A 26,031-nucleotide genomic window follows, 5' to 3' on the forward strand; every position below is an offset into this window, starting at 1 on the left:
CGCCGACTCGACCGGCGCGACTCAGCTCGGCCAGCCGTCCTCGAAGGCGTCGTTGTGTTCGCCGAGGGCGGGCGCGGGCAGCCGAACCTCGAAGGGCGCGTCGTCGACGAGGCCAGGCATGCCGACGTAGGTGAATGGCCCGGCGACCGGGTGCTCGGCGTCCACGAATACGCCCCGGTGCCGCAGATGCTCGTCGCCCGACATCTCGCCGAGCGTGCTGCGGACCGGCCCGATCGCCAGGCCTGAGTCGATCGCGAGCGAAATCCACTGCTGCTGTGTCCTCGTCGCGAAGATCTCGGTCAGCGTGTGCTCGAGGTCCACCCCGTCCGGGCTGGCGTCGATCAGGTCCTCGCGGCCGACGGCGCGGCAGAACCTGGCCCAGAACTTCGGCTCCAGCGCGGTGAACGCCACCGCCTGCCGATCGCCGGTTGCGTAGAGCCGGTACCGCGGCCCGCCGGTGCCGTCGCTGAGCAACGGCAACGTCGTGGTGTCGGCAATCCGGTCCAGGTTCGCCTGGTAGACAACGGGAATCATCGACTGCGTCAGCAACGCGTCGGCACCCGACACGTCGATCCGAGCGCCGATGCCGCGGCGTTCCCGACGCACCAACGCGGCACAGATCGCCGTGGCCGCCGCACTGCCCGCGGCGACGGCCGCATCCCCGCCCCGCCCGCTGATCGACGCGCCCTCGCGCTCCGCCGCGCCGAGCGTCCCGTCGGCGGCGACCGTCGTCGGGTTCGCGCCCACCAGAGCGCTCATCATCAGCCCGTGCGTCGGTATCGCGGAGTACGGACCGCTCACCCCGTAGCCGCTGACCGAGCAGTGCACGAGGCCCGGATTCAGCTGCGCCAGCACAGGATCCGGCAGCCCCATCTTGGCGAGGGTGCCCGGCGCGTTGCCGTCGACGAACACCGCCGCGCCCTCGAGCAGCCGACGGAACCGGGCGGCCCCCTCGGGCGTCCTCATGTCGAGGGTGATCGCCCGCTTGTTGCGGTTCAGCTGCAGGTGCGCCGGGCTGTATCCGGCGGTCACCTGGCCCAGCGCCCAGCGGATCAGGTCGCCGTGCGGCGGTTCGACCTTCACGACGTCGGCCCCGAGGTCGGCCAGCATCATCCCGACCGTGGCTCCGGTCAGCAGGCTCGCCGACTCGACCACGCGGACCCCGGCCAGCAGCGGCTCAGCCATCGCCGTCCGAGAGCCGCAGCCCGTGGTCGGCGCAGCCGTCCGCCATCGTCGCGAACAGTGCGGCCGCCTCGGGGCGACCGCGACGCGTGCCGGCCGCCACCCGCCCCTCCAGCACCACCGCAAGCCGGGCCATCGCCAGGCCCTGGTAGAACGGCAGCAGCTCGATCGACCGGCCGCTGACTTGCTCGTACCGCTCGGCGAGGTGTTGCCGGGACGGCAGCAGGTCGTGCGCGGCGGGGTCGGGGCCGCCGAGCGCGAACGCCGCCACCAGCGGGTTCTCCTCGGGCCGCACCCACCGCGCGGTCAGGTACCCGATGTCGATCATCGCGTCGCCGACGGTCGCCGTCTCCCAGTCCAGGACCGCCTGCACCGCCGGCCGCTCGCGCGAGACCATGATGTTCATCGCGCTGTAGTCGCCGTGGATCAGCCCCAGGTCGTAGGCCGAGGGCTGGTCCCCGCGCAGCCGGTCGAGGAGCTTCTGCAGGGCCGGGGTGTCGCGGGTGCGGAACCGCTCGAGCATCGAGGCGGCCTTGTCGAACTGGCGACCGAGGTACCCGTCGGGGCGTGCAATGTCGCCGAGTGCGGTCGAGCGCCAGTCGACGGCGTTCACCCTGGCGAGGGTGTCGACGATCGATTCCGCGACGGCCCGGCCGTCGCGGGGGTTGGCGTACGCCTGCGGCAGCGTCCGGTCGAGGGTGATCCCGTCGACGAACTCGCTGACCAGGAAGTCTCGGCGCGTCGGCGCGGACTCGTCGCGGACGGCGACCGCGGCCGGGTGCGGGACTCCGGTGCCCGTCAGGGCATCGAGAATCCTGGCCTCCCGGCTCAGGTCGAAGCCGCCGCCCACCGACGCCTCCGGATGGTCGGGCGCGACCCGGAGCACCCACCGCAGCTCGCCGCGGGTCAGCAGGTAGACCACGTGTGAGTGCCCGGCGGCCTGCACCAGCGGCGTCGCCGTCACCGCTCCCCGGCCCGGCAGCCGGTCGGCGAGCCAGCGGGAGAGGTCCTCGATCTCGGCGTCGCCGAGCGCTCGACTGCTCGTGGTTTCCGACATCAGAACCGGAATCCCCCGTTGAGGCCGATGGTCTGACCGGTCAGCCAGCCGGACTCCCCGCCGACCAGGTGGCTCACCAGGGCGGCCACCTCGGAGGGCTCCCCCACCCGCCGAACCGGCGCCTGCATCGCGTAGAAGTCGATCACCTGCTGATTCGTCACCGCCCGCGCCGTCGCGGTGTCCACGAGGCCCAGTTGGATGGTGTTGCAGGTGATTCCGCGTCCACCGAGCTCGCTGGCCGCGGTGCGGGTGATCGACTCGGCGGCAGCCTTGCTCGCCGCGTACGCCGCCCCGCCGAACAGTCCCTGCACCGTGGCGACCGACGAGATGTTGACGATGCGACCGCCGTCGGCCATCCGCTGTGAACACTCGGCGGCCGCGACCAGCAACGCGTGCGCATTGAGCGCAAACACCTGGAGGTAGTCGTCGTGCCGCTGGGTCGCCAGCTTGGGGAGCGACCCGAACACCGCGGTGGCCGCGTTGTGGACGAAGGCGTCGAGGCGTCCGAATTCGTCGACCGCCGTGCCCACCAGCAGCCGCACGCCTTCGGGCTCGGTGAGGTCGGCCTGCACGGTCACCGCCCGCACCCCCGACTCCCGGCAGTCGTGTGCGGCATCCTCGGCGCCGGATTCGTTGGCGCAGTATGCGATCACCACGTCGAAACCGTCGGCGGCCAGTCGCCGGCTGATCGCCGACCCGATGCCGCCGCCGCCGCCGGTGACCACCGCGGTGCGCTGCTGGTGCCCCATCTCAGAACCACCGCATGACGATGACCGCGCCGCTGACGCCGGCGCCGGCGGTGACCATCGCGACGATGTCCCCCCGTTGGATCTTCCGCTCCCGCGCGGACATGACGGTGCCGATCGGCAACGACGCCGCCGCCGTGTTCGCCACCCACTGCCCGGTGGTCGGCACCTTCTCGGGTGCAAGCCCGAGGACCTGCCCGAACAGTCGCACCATCTGCACGTTGGCCTGGTGCACGAAGAGATGGTCGATGTCCGCCACCGTCAACCCGGCCTCGTCGAGCGACTCCCGGAGCAACTCCGGCAGTTCTCGGACGAACACCTCCGCGAGCTGGCGACCGTCCATGTGCAGCGGTTCGACCCCGGCGGAATCCGGGGTGCGGTACGGGGTGCACAGGGCGTCGACGAAGGTGCTGTCCGTGACGAGGCGGCTGGCGAGCATCCCGTAGCCCGGCGTCACGGGGCCCATTAGGTAGGCGCCTGCCCCGTCGCCGAACAGCGGTGCGGTCTTGCGGTCGGACGCGACCAGGAAGTTCTCGATGCGGTGCGCGCCGATCACCAGCGCGGTACCGGCCTGCCCGATCTGCCGGTACGCGTCGGCGGTCACCATCGCCTGGGCAAACCCGGCGCAGCCACCGTCGAGGCTCAATGTCGGCATGGGCGCCAGCCCGATCCGCGCATGCACGTCCGAGACCGGCGCGGGCACCTGCCGGTCAGGCGTGGACGTCGCCACGATGAGCATCCCCGGTTCCTCGCCTGCCTCCGCCGTCAACGACATTTCGCGCGCGTGCTTGAGCGCCTGCCGGCCCGCCTCGGCGGCCATGTCCGCGGTGTTCTCCCCCGGCGCGGTTCGTCGGCGCTCGAGGACCCCTGTCTTCTCGACGATCCACTGCTCGGTGACACCGGCGCCGTCCGCGACCTCGGCGTTGGTCGCCACGCGCTGCGGGACGTACATCCCCATACCGAGGACGCCGTAACCCCCCTGTCCCTCGGCACGCCTTTTCCCCGACACCATCAGCCTCCTCATGAGTGGACGCCCCCGACAGCGCTGAAACCTGTTCTACTCCAAAGATTGACGCCCCGGCGTCGATTTCGGGGCATTCGTCCTACTCCGGACACGCACCCGCGAGTCGAGCCGTCTCACCCGCGCAACACGAATCGGGGCCGACCATGGCTGGCCGGCCCCGATTTCTCGAGCGGATGACGGGATTCGAACCCGTGTGAACGGCTTTGCAGACCGGTGCCTGACCACTCAGCCACACCCGCATCGACTACGGACTATGCCGGTCCGCGGAGCCGGCGAACAGGGTTCGGATCAGCATGATTGAAACCCTCGCCCTCACGGCCGCACCGCTACTCTGCCCGCGGTGTACTGATTCGCCGGTAGGCATCTCGCAGATCAATCGTCGTGATCATCTCGCTCGCCAGCAAAGCCTTCGAGAGGCGAGGGATTATCCCGTTGACGTAACTGCTCCGTGCGAACTGCGACTCGACCGCGCAACTCGGCATCGTGAACGACTGCGCAAGGTTGAAATCGGTGTCGAAGATGACCACAAGCAACGTGTCGAAATCGGTATCCCGGATTGCGCTGAGAGCGACCCGCTTGTTGGTGGCGGTGCGACGCATTCCCTTCACCTGAATGCGCACACCGTCCGGCGTACGAATGTCCCAGCCCTTCTGGCTGAACGACCCCCGCTCACCGCCGTAGTGCTCGTGCGCGATCGCCTCGGCGAGATCGCCCACGGGGTTGTTGTTCGTCCGCGTCAGTTCGCGTGATTTCAGCTCTTCCATGCTTGCTGCCCACAGCCTGAGCAAGTCCGGCGCGGTCATTCCGGCGAGGTCGATGTCCATCCAGCTATCTCAGCACCGATCGTCCCCGCCAGCTCGTGTTCGATCGGATGCCCGCGTGCCTCCGGTGTCCGTCCGCCGGAGGCGATTCGTAGGTGACCGCGGTGGGTCGATGATCGAGCGTCTACCTCACGGCCGCGCCCACGCGAGCCGCGCGCTGAACCCCACCGTGCACAGCGCGAACACCACCGACAGCGCCGCGAAGGCCTGCCCGCCCAGCGCCGTGAGGCCGAGCACCGCGGTACCGGCACCACTGCCGACGTAGAGCACGGAGTTGTTCCAGGACACCGCCGCGCCGCGCCGCTCCGCCATCACCGTCGTCAGGTACACCTGCGCCGAGCTGAAGAACCCGGTCCCGGAGAAGAACGCCAGCACGAACCCGGCCAGGGCGAGCTGCCAACTCGACGCCGTCGTCGCCACGGCCAGGGCCACCGCGAGCAGCAGGCCCCAGCCGACGTTGAGCACCGGCACGTGACGCCCCTTCGACGACCACCAGTCCACCAGCGGGCCGGCGGCCAGCGACCCGGCCAGCGACCCGATGCCCACCAGCGCGCCGACCAGGCCGAGCACCGCGGTGGAGAAGCCGAACTTCGACGCGAACAGCGCGCCCGCGTACGCGTAGGTGCCCAGCCGGGCCGCCTGGAGGAAGAAGTTTCCGGCCATGATCGTCCGGAACACCCGCACCCGCCACAGGCCGAACGACGACCGCAGCGCGGCCGCGGGACTCCTCGGCGCCGCCGCGGCGACCGACCGAGATTCCCGCAGCCGCAGCCAGATCAGCGTGCCGGCGACGGCGAGGCCCGCGGCGACCGCGGCGAAGGCCAGGCGCCAACTGGACTCGGACGCGACGAAGGTCGCCAGCGGCACCCCGATGATCTGACCACCGGCGTACGCGGACGCGCCGAACGCGATCGCCTTCCCCCGATGGCTGGGCAGCGCGGTCTCCGCGAGATAGGCCCACATCGCCGGCCCGATCAGGGCGCCGCCGACACCGCCGACCACCCTGGCGCCGATCAGCCAGCCCAGCGACGGCGCGACCGCACACAGCAGCTCACCGGTCATGAACACCGCGATGCCGGAGAGGATCACCCGTTTACGCGGCAGGTGTTCGGTGAGCGCCCCGACCAGTGGACTGGCGATGGCGTAGGACAGACCGAACGCGGTGACCACCCACGCGGTGCGCGCGATCGACGTGCCGAAGTCCTCCGACATCGTGGGCAGCAGCGGCGAACTCAGGAACAGCTCGGCGCCCATCAGGAAGAAGACGAAGTGGATCAGACGGTGCTGGCGCCACGGGGTGCTGGGTTCGGTCACGATCACTCCTTCGGCTCGCACGCTACCCGGCCGGCCACCACCGATCGCCCACTCTCCCGCTGACAGGGAGCACGCGCTGCCGCCCCGACGCACACTCGCCTACCGTGCGGGCATGACTGCTCTTGACCTGCGGGACCTGACGGGCACGACCGCGGTGGTCACCGGCGCCGCCTCCGGAATCGGCGCCGCCGTCTCCCGTAGGGCGGCGACGCTCGGAATGCGGTTGGTACTGGCCGACTTCGACGGCGCCGGCCTCGACCGCGTGGCCGCCGAGCTCTCCGACGCGGGCACCGAGGTGCTCGCCGTCCGCTGCGACGTCACCAGCGCCGCGGACGTCGAACACCTCGCCGCCGCGACCGCCGAACGCTTCGGGGCGGTGCGACTGCTGGTCAACAACGCCGGCATCGAGAGCACCGGGCGCCTGTGGGAACTCGAGCCCGACCATTTCGACCGGGTGCTCGGCGTCAACGTCGGCGGGGTCTTCCACGGGATCCGCGCCTTCGTGCCGCGGATGCTGGCCGCCGGCACCCCCGCCACCATCGTCACCACAGCCTCGATCGGCGCGGTGACCACGATGCCCGCCCAGGCCGCGTACGTCGCGAGCAAGCACGCGGCGCTCGCGTTGACCGAGTGCCTGGCGTTGGAACTGGCCGAGTCCGCCGTCACGGTCGCCGCCCTGCTGCCCGGCCCGGTCGACACCGCCATCTACGCCAACGCGGGCGCCGACGGTCCCGCCGGCGACGCGGTGCGCCAACGGATGCTCACCTTCCTTCGCGAGCGTGGCGTCACCCCCGACGCGGCCGCCGAGGCGCTGTTCGACGGCCTGGCCGCCGGCGAGTTCTGGATCTACACCGACCGGGAGCGGGCGGACGTACTGCTGCGGCAGCGCGCCGACCGCCTGACCGGCCACCTGCCACCTGCCTGATCCACCCCGACAGGCTCGGCGAGCTCGTGCGCGGCTACCGGGTCCCCAGACCCGTCACCCGCGCACGAGCAGCGGAGCTGCCTCCTCGTGGGATGATGACGAGTATGTCGCGCCCGCAACCGCTCCCACTCGACCCGATCGAGGAGGCCCACCGTCAGTGGGAGGCGCACGGCTGGGGCGAGGTCGCCGACGGCATGGCGGCGGTCACTTCCCTGATGCGCGCGCAGCAGATCATGATGGCCCGGGTCGAGGAGGTGCTCAAGCCGAGCGGCCTGACCTTCTCCCGGTACGAACTGCTGACGCTGCTGACGTTCACCCGCAGCGGCGCGCTGCCGATGGCCAAGGCCAGTGCGCGACTGCAGGTTCACCCCACCAGCGTCACCAACGCCGTCGACCGGCTCGAGGCCGCGCACCTGGTCCGCCGGATGCCGCACCCGAGCGACCGGCGCGCGACGCTCATCGAAATCACCGAGGCCGGACGCGATTTGGCCTTGCGGGCCACCGAGCAACTCAACTCGCAGGTGTTCGCTCAGCCCGGCCTGTCCGCGGATAAACTGAACACCCTTGTGCGCATCCTCGCCGAGCTCCGCCGCGAGGCCGGGGACTTCGACACCGGGGACGCACCCACCAAGTGGTGACATGACAGGCGAGGAGCTCTAGGTTGGTGCTGGTTCTCGGGGTGTCGGCAGGCGCGAGCGGGGCCCGGGCGGTGTTGGCCCATTCCGATCGCCCCCATCGCGAGCCGATGGCGCGTTGCGACGTCCGGCGCCGGCCCGGAGCCGACGTCGGCGAACCGGTGATGTCCGCGATCCGCACCCTGCGGGCCGCCGCGGTCGACCAGGGCGACCTCGTCGGCGCCACCGCGGTGACCCTGCGCACCGGCATCGACCCGTTCGTGGTGGAGAACGCCACCGCCACCACCACCCGGCAGCACGTCCGGGTGTTCACCGAGACCTCCGCGCAGCTGCGGTACCTCAGGTTCACCGGGCTGCTGCCGCGCACCGGCACGGTCGCCCTCTACGACGTCGGCAGCTCCGGGCTGTCACTGTGCGTGGCCGACAGCGCGTCGGGCGAGGTGCTCGCCTCGCGGCGCAGCGCGGTGGTCGGCGGCGACCAGTTCGACCGGCTGCTACAGGACCATGTGGCGGGCAACGGGATCCGTCTGGACCTTGCCGTGTGCCGGGACGTCAAGGAGAGGCTCGCGGCCGAGCGGCTGACGACGGTGGCGGACCCGGACACCGGCGCCTGCACGGTGGTGACGAACAACGACCTCGCGGCGCTGGTCCGTCCGGTGGTGGCGCACTCGGCGTCGCTGCTGCGCACCATGGCCACGCAGTCGCGGACGGCGCCGTCGCTGGTGGTGCTGCTCGGTGGCGGTGCCGGCGTGCCCTCACTGCAGGCCGAACTCGAGTCGGCGCTGCGCATCCCGGTCGCCGCCGCCCCGGAGCCGGCCGCGGTGTCGGCGCGGGGTGCGGTGATCCTCGCCGCCGCCGACTCTGCGGTCGGCACCCGGGGCTGGTAGCCGCCGGCCGGACTCGGTGACGAGCCGGACCGGCGGCCGGCCGGTCAGCGGTGGGTGAAGTTCGGCGCCCGCTTCTCGATGAAGGCGGCCATGCCTTCCTTCTGGTCGGCGGTCGCGAAGGTCGAGTGGAACACCCGACGTTCGAACCGGACGCCCTCCGCGAGGGTGGTCTCGAACGAGCGGTTCACCGCCTCCTTCGCCATCATCGCGATGGGCAGCGACATCTCGGCGATGGTTGTCGCGGCCTTCAGCGCCTCGTCGAGCAGGTCCGCGGCCGGGACGATCCGCGCGACCAGTCCCGCACGCTCGGCCTCCTCGGCGTCCATGTTGCGCCCGGTCAGGCACAGGTCCATCGCCTTCGCCTTGCCGACCGCGCGCGTCAACCGTTGCGAGCCACCGATTCCCGGGATCACGCCGAGCTTGATCTCCGGCTGGCCGAACTTCGCCGTGTCCGCGGCAATGATGAAGTCGCACAGCATCGCCAGTTCGCAGCCGCCGCCGAGGGCGTATCCGGCGACCGCCGCGACGATCGGCTTGCGGGCCGCGGAGAGCCGGTCCCAGTGCGTGAACAGGTCCTCCGCGTAGACGTCGGCGAAGGTCTTCGGCTGCATCTCCTTGATGTCCGCGCCCGCGGCGAAGGCCCGCTCGGAGCCGGTGATCAGGATCGCGCCGATCTCCGGGTCCTGCTCGAGCTCCTCGACCGCCGCGACCACCTCGCCCATCAGCTGGGCGTTGAGCGCATTGAGCGCCTTCGGCCGGTTCAGGGTGATGACACCGACGCGTCCGCGCCGGTCGAGCAGGATGGTCTCGAAGTCGCTCACGCGTTCTCCTCGTCGGCACGGTTGCGGATGTCGGTGACGATGGCGGAGAAGTCCAGTCCGCCGCCCGTCTCCTGGTGGAAGCGGGAGTAGATCTCGGCGGCGCGCAGGCCGAGTTCGCCGGGAACGCCGTTGCTGCGCAGCGCGTTCGCGGCCAGGCCGAGGTCCTTGTCCATCAGCGCCGCGGCGAACCCGGGCTGGTAGTCGTTGTTCGCGGGGCTGGTCGGCACCGGACCCGGAACCGGGCAGTTGGTGCTCAGCGCCCAGCACTGGCCCGAGGCGTTGGAGGCGACGTCGAACAGCGCCTGGTTGCTCAGGCCGAGCTTCTCGCCCAGCACGAACGCCTCGCTGATCGCGATCATCGAGACGCCGAGAATCATGTTGTTGCAGATCTTGGCGGCCTGACCGACGCCGGGACCGCCGCAGTGCACCACCTTTCGGCCCATCACGTCCAGGAGCGGCCGGGCCGACTCGAAGTCCTCGTCCGAGCCGCCGACCATGAACGCGAGGGTCCCCGCCGTGGCACCGACGACGCCGCCGGAGACGGGGGCGTCCACCGAGCGGTGCCCCGCCGCGACGGCGAGGTCGTGGGCGGCGCGGGCGTCCGCCACGTCGATGGTGGACGAGTCGATGAACAGCGTGCCCGGGGTCGCCGCCGCGAGCAGCCCGCCGGCGTACAGGTCGAGGACGTGCTTGCCGCTCGGCAGCATGGTGACGACCACGTCGGCACCGGTGGCCGCGTCGTTGGCGGAGTCCGCGACCGTGATGCCGTCGCGCCGAGCCTGTTCCAGCGCGGCGGGTGCCAGGTCGAAGCCGACCACCTCGTAGCCGGACTTGGCCAGGTTCGCGGCCATCGGGCCGCCCATGTGCCCGAGCCCGACGAAACCGATCCGGAGGTTTTCTGCGGCGCTCATCTGATTTCCTTCCCCAACATTGTGGTTCACTGCGTGCTCAGTTCACTGGCGCGCGTCGACGCCGCGTCCTCGGGCAGCCCGAGTTCGAGGTCGCCGAGTGCCGCGAAGAAGCCGTCCACCTGCTCGGCGGTGACGTCCTCGAGCGTCGCCGGCGACCACTTCGGGTTGCGGTCCTTCTCCACCACCTGCGCGCGGATCCCCTCGACCAGGTCGTGGGACGCCAGGCAGGCCGACGACACCCGGTACTCCTCGTTCAGCACGGCCTCGAGGCTGGTCTGCCCGCGGGCCTGCCGCAGCGACCGCAGCGTCACCTTGGCCGCGGTCGGCGACTTCGCGAGCACCTGCTCGGCCGCGGCGGCAGCGTCCGGCGACCCGTGGGCACGCAGCCGCGCGACGATCTCCTCGACCGTGTCCGCCGAGTAGGCGGCGTCGATCCACTCGCGCTGCGCCTGCAGGGCGGATGCCGGTGCGGGCTCCGCGAACTCGGCCACCGCGTCCACGACGGCGCCGCCGGAGAGGGCTGCGACGAAGGCGTCCAGCCGGTCGGACGGGACGAAGTGGTCGGCCAGTCCGCAGTAGAGGGCGTCGCCCGCGCTGAGCCGGGCGGTGGTCAGCGCGATGTGGGTGCCCAACTCGCCCGGGGCCCGGGAGAGCAGGAAGGTGCCGCCGACGTCCGGGACGAATCCGATGCCCACCTCGGGCATCCCGATCATCGAGCGCTCGGTGACGATGCGGACGCTGCCGTGCGCGGAGACGCCGACACCGCCGCCCATCACGATGCCGTCCATGATCGCCACGTACGGCTTGCGGTAGGACGCGATCGCCGCGTTGAGCACGTACTCGTCACGCCAGAAGTCGCGCGAGCCGTCGCCGCCGGTCCTGGCGTCGTGGTAGATCGAGACGATGTCGCCGCCCGCGCACAGGCCGCGCTCCCCCGCGCCGGTCAGCACCACGGCGTGCACGGATTCGTCGTCGCCCCACTCGATCAGCGCGGACGCGATCTGCCGCACCATGTCGTGGTTGAGCGCGTTGATCGCCTTGGGTCGGTTGAGGACCAGCCGGCCGAGGCCGCCGGACACCTCGACCAGGACCTCCGGCTCGCCGATGGGCTCGCTCACTGCCTGCACTCTCCTTCTCCTGTCGAATCGATCGGTCCGCTCACGCGGGGCCGGCCGAGCCGACGACCGCGCGCGCGATGACAACCCTCATGATCTCGTTGCTGCCCTCGAGAATCTGGTGCACACGCAGATCGCGGACAATTTTCTCCAGCCCGTACTCGGCGAGATAGCCGTAGCCGCCGTGCATCTGCAGTGCCCGGTTGGCCACCTCGAAGCCGGTGTCGGTGGCGAAGCGCTTGGCCATCGCGCAGAGTTCGACCTTGTCGGGGGCGTTCTCGTCGAGCGCCGCCGCGGCCCGCCACAGCAGCGTCCGCGCCGCCTCCAGTTCGGTGCGCATGTCGGCGAGCTGGAACTGGAGGGCCTGCGAGCCCAGCAGCGCCTCGCCGAATGCCTTGCGCTGGGCCAGGTAGTCGACCGCCTTGCCCATCGCCGCCTGCGCGCCGCCGACCGAACAGGCGGCGATGTTGAGCCGGCCGCCGTTCAGCCCGGACATCGCGATCTTGAAGCCGTCGCCCTCGTTGCCGAGGAGGTTGGCCGCGGGCACCCGCACCTCGTCGAGGATGACCTGGCGGGTGGGCTGCGCGTTCCAGCCCATCTTCTTCTCGTTGGCGCCGAACGAGAGCCCGGCGGACTCCCGCGGCACGACGAACGCGGAGATGCCCTTCGGGCCTGCCGCGCCGGTCCGGGCCATCACCACGTAGACGTCCGAGGTGCCGGCGCCAGAGATGAACTGCTTGACCCCGGTGAGCACGTACTCGTCGCCGTCGCGAACCGCCTTGGTGCTCAGGGCCGCCGCGTCCGAACCGGCACCCGGCTCGGTGAGGCAGTAGCTGCCGAGCTGGTCCATCGAGCACAGCCCGGGCACCCACTGGTGTCGCTGCTCGTCGGTGCCGTAGGAGTCGATCATCCAGGTGACCATGTTGTGGATGGACACGTAGGCGGCGAGCGACGGGTCGCCGGCGGCGAGCTGCTCGAAGATGCGGACGGCGTCGAGCCGGGTCAGGCCCGAGCCGCCCACGTCCTCGCGGATGTAGATCCCGCCCATGCCGAGCGCGGCCGCCTTGCGCAGCACGTCGACCGGGAAGTGCTTGGTCTGGTCCCATTCGACTGCGTTGGGCGCCAGGCACTCCGCAGCGAAGTCGCGAGCGGTGTCGCAGATCGCCCGCTCGTCATCGGTGAGGGTGAACATGTCTGTCCTAGTCCATCGTCGGGATGACGAAGTGGTCCGTGGCGTGCTCCTTGGTGCCGGAGGGCCAACGCTGGGTGATCGTCTTGGTCTTGGTGTAGAAGCGGATCGAGTCCGGGCCGTGCTGGTTCAGGTCCCCGAAACCGGAGGCCTTCCAGCCGCCGAAGGTGTGGTACGCGATCGGCACCGGGATCGGCACGTTGATGCCGACCATGCCGACCTCGACACGGCTCGCGAAGTCGCGAGCGGTGTCGCCGTCGCGGGTGAAGATCGCGACGCCGTTGCCGTACTCGTGGTCCGACGGCAGCGCGAGGGCCTCCTCGTAGTCGTGTGCGCGGACGACGAGCAGCACGGGTCCGAAGATCTCCTCCTTGTACACCCGCATGTCCTTGGTCACCCGGTCGAGCAGCGTTGCGCCCGCGAAGAATCCGTCGCCCGCCCCCTCGATCTTCTGCTCGCGGCCGTCGACGACCACGTCGGCGCCCTCGTCGACCGCGATCTGGGTGTAGTCCAGGACTCGCTTCACGGCGTCCGCGCTGACGAGCGGGCCGAAGTCGACGCCCTTCTCGTCCGACCGTCCGACGTTGAGCTTGTGCACCCGCTCGGTGAGCTTCTCGACCAGCTTGTCCGCGGTCTCCTCGCCGACCGGCACGGCCACCGAGATGGCCATGCAGCGCTGGCCGGCGGAACCGTAGCCGGCGCCGATCAGCTGGTCCGCGACGTCGTCGAGGTCCGCGTCGGGCATCACGATGGCGTGGTTCTTGGCGCCGCCGAAGCACTGCGCGCGCTTGCCGTTGGCGGTGGCGGTCTCGTAGATGTACTGCGCGATCGGGGTGGAGCCGACGAAGCCGACGGCCTTGACGCGCGGGTCGTGCAGCAGCGCGTCGACGGCCTCCTTGTCGCCGTTGACGACGTTGAACACGCCGGCGGGCAGGCCCGCCTCGAGGAACAGTTCCGCGAGCCGCAGCGGCACCGAGGGGTCCCGCTCGGACGGCTTGAGCACGAACGCGTTGCCGCAGGCCAGCGCCGGACCGGCCTTCCACAGCGGGATCATCGCCGGGAAGTTGAACGGCGTGATGCCGGCGACGACGCCGAGCGGCTGACGCATCGAGTAGACGTCGATGCCGGTGCCGGCGCTGTCGGTGTACTCGCCCTTGAGCAGGTGCGGGATGCCGATGGCGAACTCGATCACCTCGAGGCCGCGCTGGATGTCGCCCTTGGCGTCGGGGATGGTCTTGCCGTGCTCGGAGGAGAGCAGCGCCGCGAGCGAGTCCATCTCGTCGTTGACGAGCGCGACGAACTTCATCAGCACGCGGGCCCGCTTCTGCGGGTTGAACGCCGCCCACTCGCGCTGCGCCTCGGCGGCGTTGGTGACGACGGCCTCGACCTCGGACTTGCTGGCCAGCGGCACCCGGGACTGCACCTGGCCGGTGTTCGGGTCGAAGACGTCACCGAACTTGCCGGAGGTGCCTGCGACGGCCTTGCCGCCGATGAAATGAGTTAGCTCACGAACCATTTTCTTCAACCCGTCCTCATGAGGAAGCCCGCGGCGTCGTCGCGCAGCACTGTCTGAATACATTGCCATCCTATAGTTGGATGTCCATGTATGTCTAGGGTTGCCGTGGCCGCTCAGTGGGAAACAGGGATTGCGTCACCCCCGGGGCTGGCGGAGTGTCGGGACATGCCTGAATCACCCGTCTCCAACCTCGCCTCCCCCACCACCGCGGTGATCGTCACCGGCGGCGCCTCCGGCATCGGACTGGCGTCCGCCCGCGCGCTCGCCGAGGCCGGTCGCCCCGTCGCCCTGTGGGACATCAACGAGACCCGGGCCAAGTCCGGTGCGGCCGAGATCGCCGCCGAGTTCGGTGTCGACGCGATCGGCGTCGGGGTCGACCTCAGCGACCCCGCGCTCTACGCCGACGCCCTGGCGACCACCCGCGCGGCGCTGCCGAAGATCGGCGGCCTGGTGCACGCCGCCGGCGTCGTGGACACCGGTTCGCTCGAGGGCGTCACGGTCGACGTCTGGGACCTCGGCATCAACACCCACCTGCGTCCGCTGATCCTGCTGGTCAAGGAGCTGATGCCGGACTTCACCGCGAACCCGGGATCGGCGGTCGTCGGCATCGCCTCGATCAACGCCACCCTCGGCAACGCGATCAACCCGGTGTACAGCGCCGCCAAGGGCGGCATGCTGGCCATGGTCCGCTCGCTTGCGGACCGACTCGGCCCGGACGGCATCCGCATCAACTGCGTCTCGCCCGGACAGATCCTCACCCCGATGCTGCAGCCCACCGTGGACCTGCTGCCCGAGGGCACGTTCGAGCGCCGCATCCTTCTCGGCCGCCTCGGCCGGCCCGAGGAGGTCGGCCGGGCGGTGCGTTTCCTGCTCTCCGACGAGGCCAGCTACATCACCGCCAGCGAGCTGGTGGTCGACGGCGGCAACATCTCCTCGCAGCGCTGACCCCAGCCGGCCGGCTACTCCCCGCCGAGCGCGCGGTAGTAGCCGGCCAGCTGGTGCGCCGCGTCGGCGACGACGCGTTCCTCGACCCCGGCCGCCCGCAGCGCCTTGCGTAGCGGCGCCGGGGCGAGGTCGTCGGGGGCCGGTCGGAAGTCCGCCTGCGGCAACCCCGGCAGTTCGATCCGGTCGCCGAAGTAGTCGTCGAGGTCGAGGGCCGGGTCCGCCTCCTCGTCGTCGAGACCGCGGATCAGGGTGTCGAGGTCCAGGCCACGCAGCGTCAGCATCACCAGCGGGTTGTTGTCGAGCCGCTCCGCCGCGAGGTACACGATCGCCGCCGCGTGCTTGCACGGCCAACCCTGGTCGGGGCAGGTGCACCCGAAGTCCAGCTCGCCGGACTCGGTGGGCAGCAGCAGGTCCGCCAGTTCCCGCGGGACCGAGCCCGACGCCAGCGCGGCCAGCATGCCGGGGGTGGACCGCACCCGGTCGACCAGCGCGTCCACCGCCTCGGGCTCGAGGCGTCGCAGCGTGAACGTCGCGGTGAACGGGTCCACCTGGCTGCCCTGCACCTCCCCGACCACCGCACCGGGCGCGACCCGGAAGCTGATCACCTGACCGGCGCGCGCGTAGCTGCGCCCCCGCGCCAGCCGGCCCGGGTCGGAGATCCGCTCCATCGAGGTCACCAGCGCCCGGCCCCACCAGGACTGGGCGAAGGCCCCGCGACGCGACACCGCCGTGACGCCGCCGCTTGCCCGCCGGGGCCGGCCGAGCTGGCCGAAGTCCCCGCCGCGCCGCGTGCCGGTCATTCCCCCACCGCCTCGTCGCCGAGCGTCATCAGGGCGCGCAGTTCGTCGTTGCTCATCTCGGTGATCCAGTTCTCCCCGGTCTGCACCGCGAGGTCGGCCAGTTCCGCCTTGTTGCCGAGCATCGCGTCGATCCGTTCCTCCAGGGTGCCGACGCAGACCAGCTTGCGGACCTGCACGTCGCGGCGCTGCCCGATCCGGAACGCCCGGTCGGTGGCCTGGTTCTCCACCGCCGGGTTCCACCACCGGTCCAGGTGCACGACGTGGTTGGCGGCGGTGAGGTTGAGGCCGGTGCCGCCGGCCTTGAGCGAGAGCAGCATGATCGGAGGGGAGCCGCCGTCGCTGCCGGCCTGGAAGTCGTGGACCATCGCGTCCCGCCGGCCGCGCGCGACGCCGCCGTGCAGGAACGGCACCTCGGTGCCGAACCGTTCGGCCAGGTACGGGGCGACGATCGCCCCGAACTCCCGGAACTGGGTGAACAGCAGCACCCGTTCGCCGTCCGCCAGCACCGAGTCGACGATGTCCTCGACCAGGCCGAGCTTCCCCGACCGGTGCCGGCCGCGCCGCAGCACCGGCGAGCCGTCGCCGAGGAAGTGCGCGGGGTGGTTGCAGACCTGCTTGAGCCGGGTCAGCGCGGCGAGCACCGCCCCCTTGCGGGCGACGCCCTCCTTGTCCTTCAGCTTGGCCATCATGTCGTCGAGCACCGCCTTGTAGAGCGCGGCCTGCTCGGCGGTGAGGTTGGCCCGCACCGTCATCTCGAACTTCTCGGGCAGGTCGGAGATCACCTCGGGATCGGTCTTCACCCGGCGCAGCACGAACGGCGAGGTGACGGTCCGCAGCCGGGTCAGCGCCGTCTCGTCGTGCGAGCGCTCGATGGGGATGGCGAAGCGGGCCCGGAACTGCTGCGGGCTGCCGAGCATCCTCGGGTTCGCGAAGTCCAGGATCGAGCGCAGCTCGTCGAGCCGGTTCTCGACCGGTGTTCCGGTCAGGGCCAGCCGGTGCGCCGCCGGGATGGCCCGGGCCGCCCGGGCCTGCGCGGTCGCAGAGTTCTTGATGTGCTGCGCCTCGTCGAGAACCACGCGGCGCCACTGCAACTCGCGCAGCACCTCCACGTCCCTCGCGAGCAGCGCGTAGGTGGTGACCACGAGGTCGTGTCCGGCGACGACGGCGCCGAGGTCGTCCCCCCGCAGCCGGTCCGCGCCGTGGTGGACGTGGACCCGCAGGCCCGGGGTGAAGCGGGCGGCCTCGCGTTGCCAGTTGCCGACCACCGACATCGGGCACACCAGCAGCGTCGGCCCCTCGGCGCCGGTGGCCTGCTCGTGGGCCAGCAGCGCCAGCAACTGCACGGTCTTGCCGAGGCCCATGTCGTCGGCGAGGATGCCGCCGAGGCCGAGGCCGCTCATGTACGCGAGCCAGTCCAGGCCGCGCCGCTGGTAGGGGCGCAGCGTCGCCTCGAGTCCGGGCGGGGCGGGGATCTTGACCGGCGCGACGTCCGAATCCAGCAGGCCCGCAACCCAACCCGTGGAAGTGATCTCGTCGACCGGGATCGGCGGCGCGCCCTGGACCGCGAGCTCGCCGAGCAGGTCGGCCAGGGTCGAGTCGTCGCCGGAGCCGCGCTTGGTGACGTAGGCGATGGCGTCCGCGAGCGCGCCGCCCTGGGCCTGCACCCACTGTCCGCGCAGTTTCACCAGGTCGGACTTGGTGCGCGTCAGCTCCGCCATCTCGCGTGCGGTGAGCACCACGTCGCCGAGCGCGAGTTCCCAGTTGTAGGCCACCAGCTGGTTCAGCCCCACCGCCCGGTCGTCGGTGTCGACCAGCACCGACGGGCTGGTGACCCGCAGCCGCAGCGACGGGGCGACCACGCTCCAGGCGCGCGGGAGCAGCAGCGTGATGCCGGCCTCGGCGAGCTCGCGGGCGCCGTGCGCGACCAGGTCGGTGACCACGGCGAGCGGGAGCAGCAGGTCGAGGCTGCGGGGGTCCGACGGCAGTCCGCGCAGCCGGGGGTAGGCGGTCATCGCCTCGCCGAGCTTGCGCATCCCCATCCGGACCGCGTCGGGGTCGGCGAGGTGGACGGGCACCGGGCGGGGCGCCTCCCCGGTCGGGCGCAGGCAGACCTCGAGTCGCCACAGCGGATCGGGGTCCTGGCCGTCCGCGGCGCCCGACGGCCCGGCCTGCCCGTCCTGGACTGCACCGTCGTCCTCGGGTTCGATCAGCCGCAGCACCAGTTCGGGTTCGTCGACCGCGAGGGTGCTGCGCCACTGCTGCAGCTCGTTGGCGATCTGCTGGGTGCCCTCCTCGAACGGGGTCTCGGTGGCCAGCGCCAGCAGCATCGGGTGCTCACCGGGGTGGGCGGCGGACTGATTGCCGAGCATCCGCCGGACGATCGGGTCGGTGAGTTCGAAGATCAGGTCTTCGAGCGCCTTCCGTCCGCCGCCGGAGACCCGGAGCACCGGGGGCATGGCGACGGCGAGTTCGGAGACCCAGGCACGCTGCCGCTCGCCGCCGACCAGCTGCCAGCGCACCCACCACTGGCCGTCCGCGCGCTGCAGGTCCGGCACCACCCGGCCCGCCCGCGACCACCGGTGGATGCCCCGCGCGACGTGGGCGAGGAAGCGGAGGTCACCGGAGACCGCGGCCGCACCGGTGACCGGGCCGAGCGACAGGTTCAGCAGGAGTTCCGCCGCGGCATCCGGTGCCAGGGCGAGCGCGGGCACCGTGACGTCGGCGAGGGTGCCGTCGCCGTTGGGCAGCGAGACGGTGACCCGGTGGCGGAACTTCCGGGTGAGCGCCCGCTGCAGCGCCTCGGGCAGCTCGTCCGGGTCGAGGGCCGGCTCGGCCGCGCCCGCGTCTCGCCACAGCAGCAGGCCCGAGCCGGGAGTCCAGAGCGCGTGCACCACCGCACCATCCAATCACCCGCCGCAGACAGGCCGCGCCGGCACTGGATTTGTCGCCCTGACCAGCGGAATAATGGCGACTGTCGACTACATCGGGAGCGCGACGATGACCATACTGATCCAGGTCCTCGAGCAGGGGTACCCGCACGGCACGCCATGGCAGGAACGCCGGTACCAGTTCGTCGACAGCGCGCACGTCGTCGGGATGCGACTGGACGGGCAGTCCGGCGTGTGGCTCGACATGGCCCGGCAAGGCGAGTCACATCAGCTCGCGCTGACTCCCAACCCCGACGACTCCATCTACTTCCTGCTGCGGATCTTCGACAAGATCGCCGACTGCGAGCGGCAGGGCGGCTCGTGGATGATCGGCCACGACGGTTCCGACCGGGATTCCGTCATTGCAACCAAGTTCCCACTCCCCTGACGCTCGCCACCCGTCCGGCCGAACCGTCAGATCGCGGTGACCCAGCCGTGCGCCGGGTCGGCCCGCAGCACCGCGGCGTGCCGCTTGCGCAACGCCTCGCACACCGGTCCCGGCACGCCCGAACCCACCCGGCGACCGTCGACCTCGACGACCGGGGCGACGCCCGCCGAGGTGCCGGTGACGAACACCTCGTCGGCGATGTACAGCTCGGTGAGGTCGACTGTCCGCTCCACGACCTCGATGCCGTCCTCGGCCGCGAGCGTCAGCACGGTGCGCCGGTTGATGCCGTCGAGGATGTCGCACGAGACGTCGGGGGTGATCAACGTGTCGTCGCGGACGAGGAAGATATTGGCGGCGCTGAGCTCACACACGTGACCGTTGCCGTCGAGGAAGATGGCGTCGTCGTAACCGGCGTCGATGGCGTCCTGCTTGGCCAGCACCGAGTTGACGTACGCCCCGTTGACCTTCGCCCGGGACGGGATCGCATCGTCGGGGATGCGGCGCCAGGTGCTGGTCTTCAGGCGCATCCCGTGCTGCGGCACGATCGGCACCGCGTCGTAGACGAACATGCTCACCAGGGTGTGGCATCCGCGCACCCGGGTACCGGGGATGGACTCGTCGACGTGCACGCTGACCCGCACGAATGCGTCCGCCTCGGGCCCGTTCGCCGCCACCACCTCGGTGGCCGCGGCCACGAACCGCTCGTAGTCCCAGTCCGCCTCGAAGGTGTCCATGCCGATGATCCGGCACGACTCGACGAGGCGTCGGTAGTGGTCCCGCAACCGGAAGGCCGAGCGTGCCGAGCCGTCGACGTGCACCGGGAACACGGTGTAGACGCTCAGGCCGTACAGCACAGCCGAGGTCGCGATGCCGAGCGAAGCCTGGGCGGCGTCGACGATCCGGTCGCCGAAGTACACGTGGGGATGTGGGATGGCCATGGCGGGATGCTACCGGTGTGAGCCCGTGCGCTGATACCGGTTTTACGACGCCTGACGCATCGTCAGGCCGCCGAGGGCAATGACGTACTCGTCTGCCTGATCGTCGAAGTCGACGGAGTAGACGGTCGGGTAGTAGCCGTCGCTCTGGTACGACGCCGGCTGCTTCACGTCCTCGCGCAACGACGGCTTGGTCCTCAACCACTCCCGGGTCATCATCGGTTCGATGAAGGTGAACTTCCCGTCCCACGACCCGTTGATCAGCACCTCGGTGAAGTCGAAGGAACCCGGGATGGCGGCGTCGGCGGCGTCGGTCCAGTGCATTCCCATGAACGGCACGGTGTTGGCGGCCGCGGGTCCCGGCGGCGGCACGTACCCCTGCGGAATGTACTTCGCCGCCGGCATCCTGGCGGCCCGCTCGGCGAAGTCGGGTGTGGCCGGATCGATGTCGCCCTGCACGGCGCCCGTGTAGAAGTGCATGTCGAAATGCGGCTTGCCGAAAAGCACCTGGGGCTCGTGGCCGTGCGGATTCCAGTCCAGCATGACGTGGTCGAAGCCGGTCGCGGGCGCGCCCTCGGGCAGCGCGAGCATCGACATCTGGCTGGTCGCGTCCGGGCCGTCGGGCAGTCCCTCGAGTGCGGCCGCCGAGATCCGGATGCCGACCTCGCTGGGATTCCCGTCGTTGTCGCTGACCACGTAGGTCCGCGACATCCCCTGTCCCAGAGTACTTTCCGCCCCCAGCAGGGTTCCCGCCGGGACGGGGCCCGGGCTGACCGCCCCGCCGTGCGCGTGCGGTGTCGACGGCGCCGCGCACCCGCCGAGTGTCAGTGCAGCGCAGGCAGCGACTGCCGTGCAGAGAACGGTCCGGGATCTACTCATGGTGTGCCTCTCGAGTTGCCTGGGTCGCGCGGGCCGGAAACGGGTGTTCACAGCGGTCTGCGCATGACCTGGCCGACCCGCAGCACGCCGTCCGGGTCGTGCTCGTTCGCCAGGGCGCCGAGCCAGTGCGCGGTGTCCTCGTCGTAGCACCGGGCAATCCGCTCGGGGTCGGCAGTCGCCGCGAAGTTGGGCAGAGTGCGCCCGGTGGTCCAGGGAGCCAACGCCCGCTCGATGACGTGGGCGTGGTCGACGACCGCGTCCGCGATCGGCGGAGCCAGAACTCCGACGGCCAGCAGCGCGAACGACGCGTCGCGATGGCAGAAGGCGCTGCGGTGCCGGGGCTCTCGGGCCAACGCACCACCGAGCAGGCGCAGCTCGACGACGGTCTGCGGCGAGCCGGATCCCGGGCCGGCGACCGCGAGCAGTGCGTCGACGGCCTCGTGTGGCAGGTCTCGGGTGAGCCCGCTGAACTCGTGCGTGGGCATCGGGTCGACCGGGTCCGCGTGGATCGCCGAGATCGCCACGCAGGGCAGCACGTCCACGGCATCGATCAGCGGTGTCGCCACGCCGCGTAGACGGGCAACGAGCGCCTCGGCCTCGCCGGCGGGCGCGACGCTCGCGAAGCGGACCGCCAGTGTCATTCGCCCGGCGATTGGCGGCGGCACCTGCGGCAGCGCCGGAAGTTGCAGGAACGCGATCGACGTCGAACTGTGCTCGGGCAGGTCGACGCACCAGTCGAGCCACGCGTGCGCCACGGCGGCGGCGTCGGCACCGTCGAAGTAGAGCGCGCCGCCGTAGACATCGGTGAGCGGCAGCAGATCGATCTCGACCGCCGTGACAATCCCCAGTGTGCCCTTGCCGCCGCGCAGGCCCCAGAACAGCTCGGCATGCTCGTCGGGTGTCACTCGCAGGAACTCGCCGTCGCCGGTGACGACGTCGAACGCCCGCACATGGTCGGAGGACAGCCCGTAGGTCCGTACCAACGGGCCGATTCCCGCGCCGGTCAGGAAGCCGGCGACCCCGACGGTCGCGGACGATCCGGTCAGCGGCGCCAGTCCGTGGGGCGCGGCGGCGTCGATGACGTCCTGCCAGATGGCACCCGCACCGACCCGGGCGCTGCGGGTGCCGGGATCGACGACGCACTCGTCGAGCCGGCCGGTGTGGACGAGAAGAACGTCACCGTCCAGCGCGACGGCACCGTGGCCGGTGCGTTGGACGGCGACCCGCATTCCGTGCTCGGCCGCGAACCGAACGGTGGCGACCACGTCGCCGGCGTCGGCCACCGCCACCACCGCCCGCGGGGACACCGGCACTGCCAGGTTCCACGGCGTTGCCAACTCGTATCCGGGTTCTCCGGGGAGCGCGACCGATCCGGAGACGACGGCGCGCAGGTTCTCGACTGCCGCATCGATCGTGGGGGCCTGAAGGTCCATCTGGGGCTTCCTCTCCTCGTCCGCTCTCGGGCGGTGAGGAAACGATGGCCGAAACCACTTGGCTGGTTCTTGGCCCGCAGATCGGAACGGATCCAAGGTTTCGCCAAGCCCGACGGCCCGGCTCAGTCGAGGAGCGAGCGCGCCTGCGATGCAACCGCCCGCATGCCGCGGTGTTCGGCTTCGTCGACCACCGCGGCCAACTCCCGGCTGTGGTAGGCGGAGTCGGACATGAGCTGCGCGCGAAGCAGCCTGCACCGCAGGAGAGTCGGGGCGCCGGAGGTTCTGGAACAGATCTCCTCCGCGCGGTCGAGCAACGTCGATGCGTGCTCGATCCGGCCGAGCATCGCGTGCAGACGCGCGGACGCCTCCGCCACCGCACCGATGACCCCCACCTGCCCGACGTTCGCGATCCGGTCGGTGAAGGGCGAGAGGAGTCCGAGGAACTTCTCGCCGTACTCGGTCAGGGACAGGTCGGCGATGACGTGGGCGATCAACGTCTGATGTCCCAGTGTGGTCCACACGTTCGGTCCCGGATCCGATGTCCAGCGCGCGATACCGTCGGCCGCGGCCCGCCGGTCCCCCCTCGCCGCCGCGATCGCGATGTCCCAGGCCCTCGGCTCGACGAAGCCGGGCACCGTGTCGGCCAGCTCACCCTGCGCCCACTTCAGACTGTTCAGGGCGAGATCGTCACTGCCCGCGGTGTACAGCTCGGTTTTCAGGTGAATCTGCCGGGCCGTGTCGTACTGTCGCGCGGTCCATTCGAAATCACCGCGCCATTCCGCGAGCGTGCCTTCCATCCATCGCAGCTGGACTCGAACCACAGGTAGGCGCAACAGGTCGCAACCGATGATGCCCTGGCGCACGTGCGCGGCGGCGGCCTCGGTATCGGCCAGATTCAACTGCGTCATGGACGCGACAGTGTGCGCAATGACATCGTCGACCCGCGACTGCTGGTGTGGCAGTTGGAGAAGCTCGGTCAACAACTCGACTGATTCACGACTGCGGCGTGCCACACCCGAGAAGAGGAGTATCCGTCCCAGCAGTGCATCGGCCACCACGTCGGGATCACCGTGAGTGCGAGCGAGCTCGAGTGACCGACGGCTCATCTCCTCGGGCACCGCCGAATTCGGGTGATAGCAGCTGCCGACGGCGAGTGCGGCGAGGACCCGCGTGTGCGCGACCGGATCGGATTCGACGAACAACTCCAGTGCGGCGAGGCGCTCGAGCAGCGGGCCGGGATCACGGCCGTACGACACCCACGGCCACGCGCCGGCCGCCCGCAGCAGAGCCGCGGCCAGCCTCCCTGCGGCCGACGTCCGCCCCTCCCGCACCGCATCGAGCAGACCGGCATCGACAACGTCGAGGACCGTCTGCCCGCGACCGGCCCTCGCCAGCGCCTCAACCCGCGCCACCAGCAGGTCGTCGCGGTCGCCCGCGGACTGCTCCGACGCGGACAGCAGGTCGAAGGCCTGCACCGCGGCCTCCCACCAGTGCGCGGCGGTCTCGGAACTCCACCGCTCCGTCGCCTCTCGGGCGGCGGCCGTGCACGCGTCGAGCACCTCGCGCGGATCCACCAACGGCAGTGCGGAGCACAGGTGCTGGGCCCGCCGGCTCGATCGGTCGGCATCGGACGAGGCCGCCAGCACCTCGGCAACGCGCGCGTGGATACGTTGTCGACGCAACGCCGGTATGGCCGCCAGCACCTCGTCCCGAAGCAGCCCGTGGGCAAAGACGTACCCACCGGATCCGGGGGCGGACACGATGATTCGTTCGTCGGCCGCATCGTCGAGGTAGTCGGCCAGCGTGTTCGTGTCGAGCCGGGTGGCGGCGGCGAGGACGTCCACCTCGACCGCGTCACCGAGGACGGCCGCAACCCGAAGGACCTGCAGCACCGCCGGTTCCACGGCCGCGAGGCGGCGGCCCAGAACCGAGCGGACGGCCATGGGTATCCCGTCGCCGAGACGCTCGTCCCGGGGCAGTCGCGCGTACTCGGAGACGAACAACGGGTTACCTCCGGTCCGGTCCGCGAGCATGCGCACCTCGACCGGGCTCAGCTGCTCACCGGCGACATAGCTGGCCAGCGCGTCGACCTCGTCCTCGGCCAGTGCCGGCACCGCGATGTGCCGATTGCCCTCCCCCCGAAGCACCGCGTCCACGAACCGGGGTACCACTGTCCCGATCTCGGAGTCGCGGACCGTCACCACGAACCACACGGGGCGGTCGCGAAGTGCGCCGACCAGATACGTCAGGCACCGCAGCGACGTCGGGTCGGCCCACTGGATGTCGTCGACGATGACGGTCAGCGCGGGTGTGCCCTCCGCCGCGGACTCGATCGCCGCCAGCACCCGCTCGTACACGGCGAACCGCGCCTCGTCCGGATCGACATCGGTCGGTGGGATCAGCACCGTGTCCCCGTCGCCACCGACCTCAGTCACCATCCGACGGATCGGCCACCACGCCGGGGCACCGTCGTCCTCCGGGCAACGAGCCCACACCGCGGTTCCCCCGACCGACACGGTTCTCGCCGCACACTCCTCCGCGAACCGGGTCTTGCCGATCCCGGCGGGGCCGGTCAGGACCAACCACCGGCTCGCCCCGTGGCGGACGTCGTCGAGCATGCGCTCGACCATCTCGGTCTCGGTTCCGCGTCCGACGAACACCCGCCGCGGCGCCGCGGCGCCGGCCTCGCCCGGTCCGGCCGCGCCCGTGAACGACGGGTCTGGCACCGGAACCTGCTCTGCCCCCGTCCATCCGGGGGTCCGAGGCCAGGCCGCCAGACTCGGGTCGTGCCGCAGGATCGCCCCCTGAAGGGCCTGCAGCTCGGCGCCCGGCACCAGACCCAACTCGGAGTCCAGCCGGTCGGCGTGCAGCCGGAACTGTTCCAACGCCTCCGACGACCGGCCGGCCCGGTGCGACGCGAGCATCCGGAGCCAGCAGGTCCGGTCTCGAAACGGAAATTCGCCGGCCAACTGGGCAGCCTCGACGAGAGCGGGCGGCAGGCGTCCCAGGGCGAGGAGCGCGGTGATACGGGTCTCCCGGCACTCAGTGCGCGCCTCGTCGAAGGCGGCAGCCTCCGCCTGCATCCAGTGTTCGTCGCTCAGGTCCTCGAGCAGTCGGCCCCGCACCGTGGCCAGCGCTCGATCGGCCGTCGTCAGCACGCTGTCCCACTCGCCGGCCTCGGCAAACCCTCGCGCTGCCTCCGCGTCCGCGAGGAAGGTGGACAGGTCGACCTGGTCGGCCGAGACGTCGAGAACGTACCCGGGCGGTTGACGCACGATGGGCGACGTGTCGCCGCTCGCACCGCGGAGCGCCCGTCGCAGATTCGAGATGTACGCCTGGAGGCTCGCCGTCGCGCTCGCGGGAGCCTCGTCCCGCCACAGCGCGTCGATCAGGCGATCGGTGGACACCACGCGTCCCCTGCTGAGCAGCAGGACCGCGAGAACCGTGCGTTGCTTCCGCGGTCCCAGATCGAGAGCCTGCTCGCCGGTGTCGGTGCGAGCCACTTCGAGCGGTCCGAGCAGTCGATAGATCATCCGCGCGCTCCCCCGATCTGCCGACGCCGAGTCGCTCGAGTGTAAGGA

The 26,031-nt window shown here is 70.9% G+C and carries 22 protein-coding genes and 1 tRNA gene; 5 read left to right on the plus strand and 18 right to left on the minus strand.

Annotated elements, in window-relative coordinates:
• Window positions 1–21: 21 nt before the first annotated feature.
• From AC1DWC_RS18655 to AC1DWC_RS18685, 7 genes are all read right to left on the minus strand, one after another.
• Window positions 22–1,185, minus strand: a complete 1,164-nt coding sequence (locus AC1DWC_RS18655; RefSeq protein WP_477910375.1) for a CaiB/BaiF CoA transferase family protein — start codon at window positions 1,183–1,185, stop codon at window positions 22–24.
• A complete protein-coding gene (locus AC1DWC_RS18660) occupies window positions 1,178–2,239 on the minus strand; it encodes a phosphotransferase family protein (protein WP_477910377.1) in 1,062 nt (353 codons plus the stop codon). Before AC1DWC_RS18660 ends, AC1DWC_RS18655 begins: the two co-directional genes overlap by 8 nt.
• Window positions 2,239–2,988 (minus strand): SDR family NAD(P)-dependent oxidoreductase, encoded by a 750-nt coding sequence (locus tag AC1DWC_RS18665; protein ID WP_477910379.1) that lies wholly within the window; start codon window positions 2,986–2,988, stop codon window positions 2,239–2,241. Before AC1DWC_RS18665 ends, AC1DWC_RS18660 begins: the two co-directional genes overlap by 1 nt.
• A gap of 1 nt (window position 2,989) precedes the next feature.
• The gene (locus AC1DWC_RS18670; RefSeq protein ID WP_477910381.1) at window positions 2,990–3,997 is read right to left on the minus strand and encodes a 3-oxoacyl-ACP synthase III family protein; all 1,008 of its coding nucleotides are present in this window, start codon (window positions 3,995–3,997) and stop codon (window positions 2,990–2,992) included.
• A 180-nt stretch (window positions 3,998–4,177) separates the two neighbouring features.
• Window positions 4,178–4,248, minus strand: a tRNA-Cys gene (locus tag AC1DWC_RS18675).
• Window positions 4,249–4,335: 87 nt separating this feature from the next.
• Entirely contained in the window at window positions 4,336–4,833 is a 498-nt protein-coding gene (locus AC1DWC_RS18680; RefSeq protein ID WP_477910383.1) for a DUF6998 domain-containing protein, read from the minus strand.
• Window positions 4,834–4,959: 126 nt separating this feature from the next.
• Window positions 4,960–6,144 carry an MFS transporter gene (locus AC1DWC_RS18685; RefSeq protein WP_477910385.1) on the minus strand — a complete coding sequence of 395 codons (1,185 nt, stop codon included), beginning with the start codon at window positions 6,142–6,144 and terminating at the stop codon, window positions 4,960–4,962.
• A gap of 112 nt (window positions 6,145–6,256) precedes the next feature.
• Between AC1DWC_RS18685 and AC1DWC_RS18690 the strand changes: the two genes are divergently transcribed.
• The 3 genes from AC1DWC_RS18690 (at window position 6,257) to AC1DWC_RS18700 (ending at window position 8,591) form a co-directional block, all read left to right on the plus strand.
• Complete coding sequence (locus AC1DWC_RS18690; RefSeq protein WP_477910387.1) at window positions 6,257–7,069, plus strand: SDR family NAD(P)-dependent oxidoreductase; 813 nt, start codon at window positions 6,257–6,259, stop codon at window positions 7,067–7,069.
• Between the two features lie 104 nt (window positions 7,070–7,173).
• A complete protein-coding gene (locus AC1DWC_RS18695; protein WP_072846441.1) occupies window positions 7,174–7,707 on the plus strand; it encodes a MarR family winged helix-turn-helix transcriptional regulator in 534 nt (177 codons plus the stop codon).
• 107 nt (window positions 7,708–7,814) lie between these two features.
• Window positions 7,815–8,591, plus strand: coding sequence for a DUF7159 family protein (locus tag AC1DWC_RS18700; RefSeq protein WP_072846442.1), 777 nt, complete (start codon window positions 7,815–7,817; stop codon window positions 8,589–8,591).
• Window positions 8,592–8,635: 44 nt separating this feature from the next.
• Here the strand turns inward: AC1DWC_RS18700 and AC1DWC_RS18705 are convergent, their stop codons facing one another.
• Genes AC1DWC_RS18705 through AC1DWC_RS18725 form a run of 5 tightly spaced genes read right to left on the minus strand, consistent with a single transcriptional unit; the run spans window position 8,636 to window position 14,143 of the window.
• A complete protein-coding gene (locus AC1DWC_RS18705) occupies window positions 8,636–9,412 on the minus strand; it encodes an enoyl-CoA hydratase (RefSeq protein ID WP_477910390.1) in 777 nt (258 codons plus the stop codon).
• Window positions 9,409–10,323, minus strand: coding sequence for a 3-hydroxyisobutyrate dehydrogenase (gene mmsB, locus AC1DWC_RS18710; RefSeq protein WP_477910392.1), 915 nt, complete (start codon window positions 10,321–10,323; stop codon window positions 9,409–9,411). Before mmsB ends, AC1DWC_RS18705 begins: the two co-directional genes overlap by 4 nt.
• A 26-nt stretch (window positions 10,324–10,349) precedes the next feature.
• On the minus strand, window positions 10,350–11,441 hold the full coding sequence (locus AC1DWC_RS18715) for an enoyl-CoA hydratase/isomerase family protein (RefSeq protein WP_477910394.1): 1,092 nt from the start codon (window positions 11,439–11,441) through the stop codon (window positions 10,350–10,352).
• A 40-nt stretch (window positions 11,442–11,481) separates the two neighbouring features.
• On the minus strand, window positions 11,482–12,630 hold the full coding sequence (locus AC1DWC_RS18720; protein WP_477910396.1) for an isobutyryl-CoA dehydrogenase: 1,149 nt from the start codon (window positions 12,628–12,630) through the stop codon (window positions 11,482–11,484).
• A gap of 7 nt (window positions 12,631–12,637) precedes the next feature.
• Window positions 12,638–14,143, minus strand: a complete 1,506-nt coding sequence (locus AC1DWC_RS18725) for a CoA-acylating methylmalonate-semialdehyde dehydrogenase (protein WP_477910398.1) — start codon at window positions 14,141–14,143, stop codon at window positions 12,638–12,640.
• Between the two features lie 165 nt (window positions 14,144–14,308).
• On the opposite strand from AC1DWC_RS18725, the gene AC1DWC_RS18730 reads away from it, so the two are divergent.
• Window positions 14,309–15,088, plus strand: a complete 780-nt coding sequence (locus AC1DWC_RS18730) for an SDR family NAD(P)-dependent oxidoreductase (RefSeq protein WP_072846447.1) — start codon at window positions 14,309–14,311, stop codon at window positions 15,086–15,088.
• A gap of 14 nt (window positions 15,089–15,102) precedes the next feature.
• On the opposite strand, the gene AC1DWC_RS18735 is transcribed toward AC1DWC_RS18730, so the two are convergent.
• Together AC1DWC_RS18735 and AC1DWC_RS18740 are read right to left on the minus strand one after the other, a co-directional pair.
• Window positions 15,103–15,888 (minus strand): SWIM zinc finger family protein, encoded by a 786-nt coding sequence (locus tag AC1DWC_RS18735; protein WP_477910401.1) that lies wholly within the window; start codon window positions 15,886–15,888, stop codon window positions 15,103–15,105.
• Entirely contained in the window at window positions 15,885–18,782 is a 2,898-nt protein-coding gene (locus AC1DWC_RS18740) for a DEAD/DEAH box helicase (RefSeq protein ID WP_477910403.1), read from the minus strand. The genes AC1DWC_RS18735 and AC1DWC_RS18740 overlap by 4 nt, the downstream gene beginning before the upstream one ends.
• Window positions 18,783–18,885: 103 nt before the next feature.
• On the opposite strand from AC1DWC_RS18740, the gene AC1DWC_RS18745 reads away from it, so the two are divergent.
• A complete protein-coding gene (locus AC1DWC_RS18745) occupies window positions 18,886–19,203 on the plus strand; it encodes a hypothetical protein (RefSeq protein WP_477910405.1) in 318 nt (105 codons plus the stop codon).
• A gap of 26 nt (window positions 19,204–19,229) precedes the next feature.
• Here AC1DWC_RS18745 and AC1DWC_RS18750 read toward each other — a convergent pair whose 3' ends face one another.
• The 4 genes from AC1DWC_RS18750 to AC1DWC_RS18765 all read right to left on the minus strand — a co-directional run bounded on the left by AC1DWC_RS18750 (window position 19,230) and on the right by AC1DWC_RS18765 (window position 25,983).
• Complete coding sequence (locus AC1DWC_RS18750) at window positions 19,230–20,141, minus strand: aminotransferase class IV (RefSeq protein WP_477910407.1); 912 nt, start codon at window positions 20,139–20,141, stop codon at window positions 19,230–19,232.
• A 42-nt stretch (window positions 20,142–20,183) separates the two neighbouring features.
• Window positions 20,184–20,849: a DUF5602 domain-containing protein gene (locus AC1DWC_RS18755; RefSeq protein WP_477910409.1), complete on the minus strand. Its 666-nt coding sequence runs from the start codon at window positions 20,847–20,849 to the stop codon at window positions 20,184–20,186.
• A 215-nt stretch (window positions 20,850–21,064) separates the two neighbouring features.
• The gene (locus tag AC1DWC_RS18760) at window positions 21,065–22,450 is read right to left on the minus strand and encodes an FAD-binding oxidoreductase (RefSeq protein WP_477910411.1); all 1,386 of its coding nucleotides are present in this window, start codon (window positions 22,448–22,450) and stop codon (window positions 21,065–21,067) included.
• Between the two features lie 122 nt (window positions 22,451–22,572).
• Window positions 22,573–25,983: a BTAD domain-containing putative transcriptional regulator gene (locus tag AC1DWC_RS18765; RefSeq protein ID WP_477910413.1), complete on the minus strand. Its 3,411-nt coding sequence runs from the start codon at window positions 25,981–25,983 to the stop codon at window positions 22,573–22,575.
• Window positions 25,984–26,031: the final 48 nt, after the last annotated feature.

The sequence above is a fragment of the Rhodococcus sp. P4_C10 genome (genome assembly GCF_056402135.1).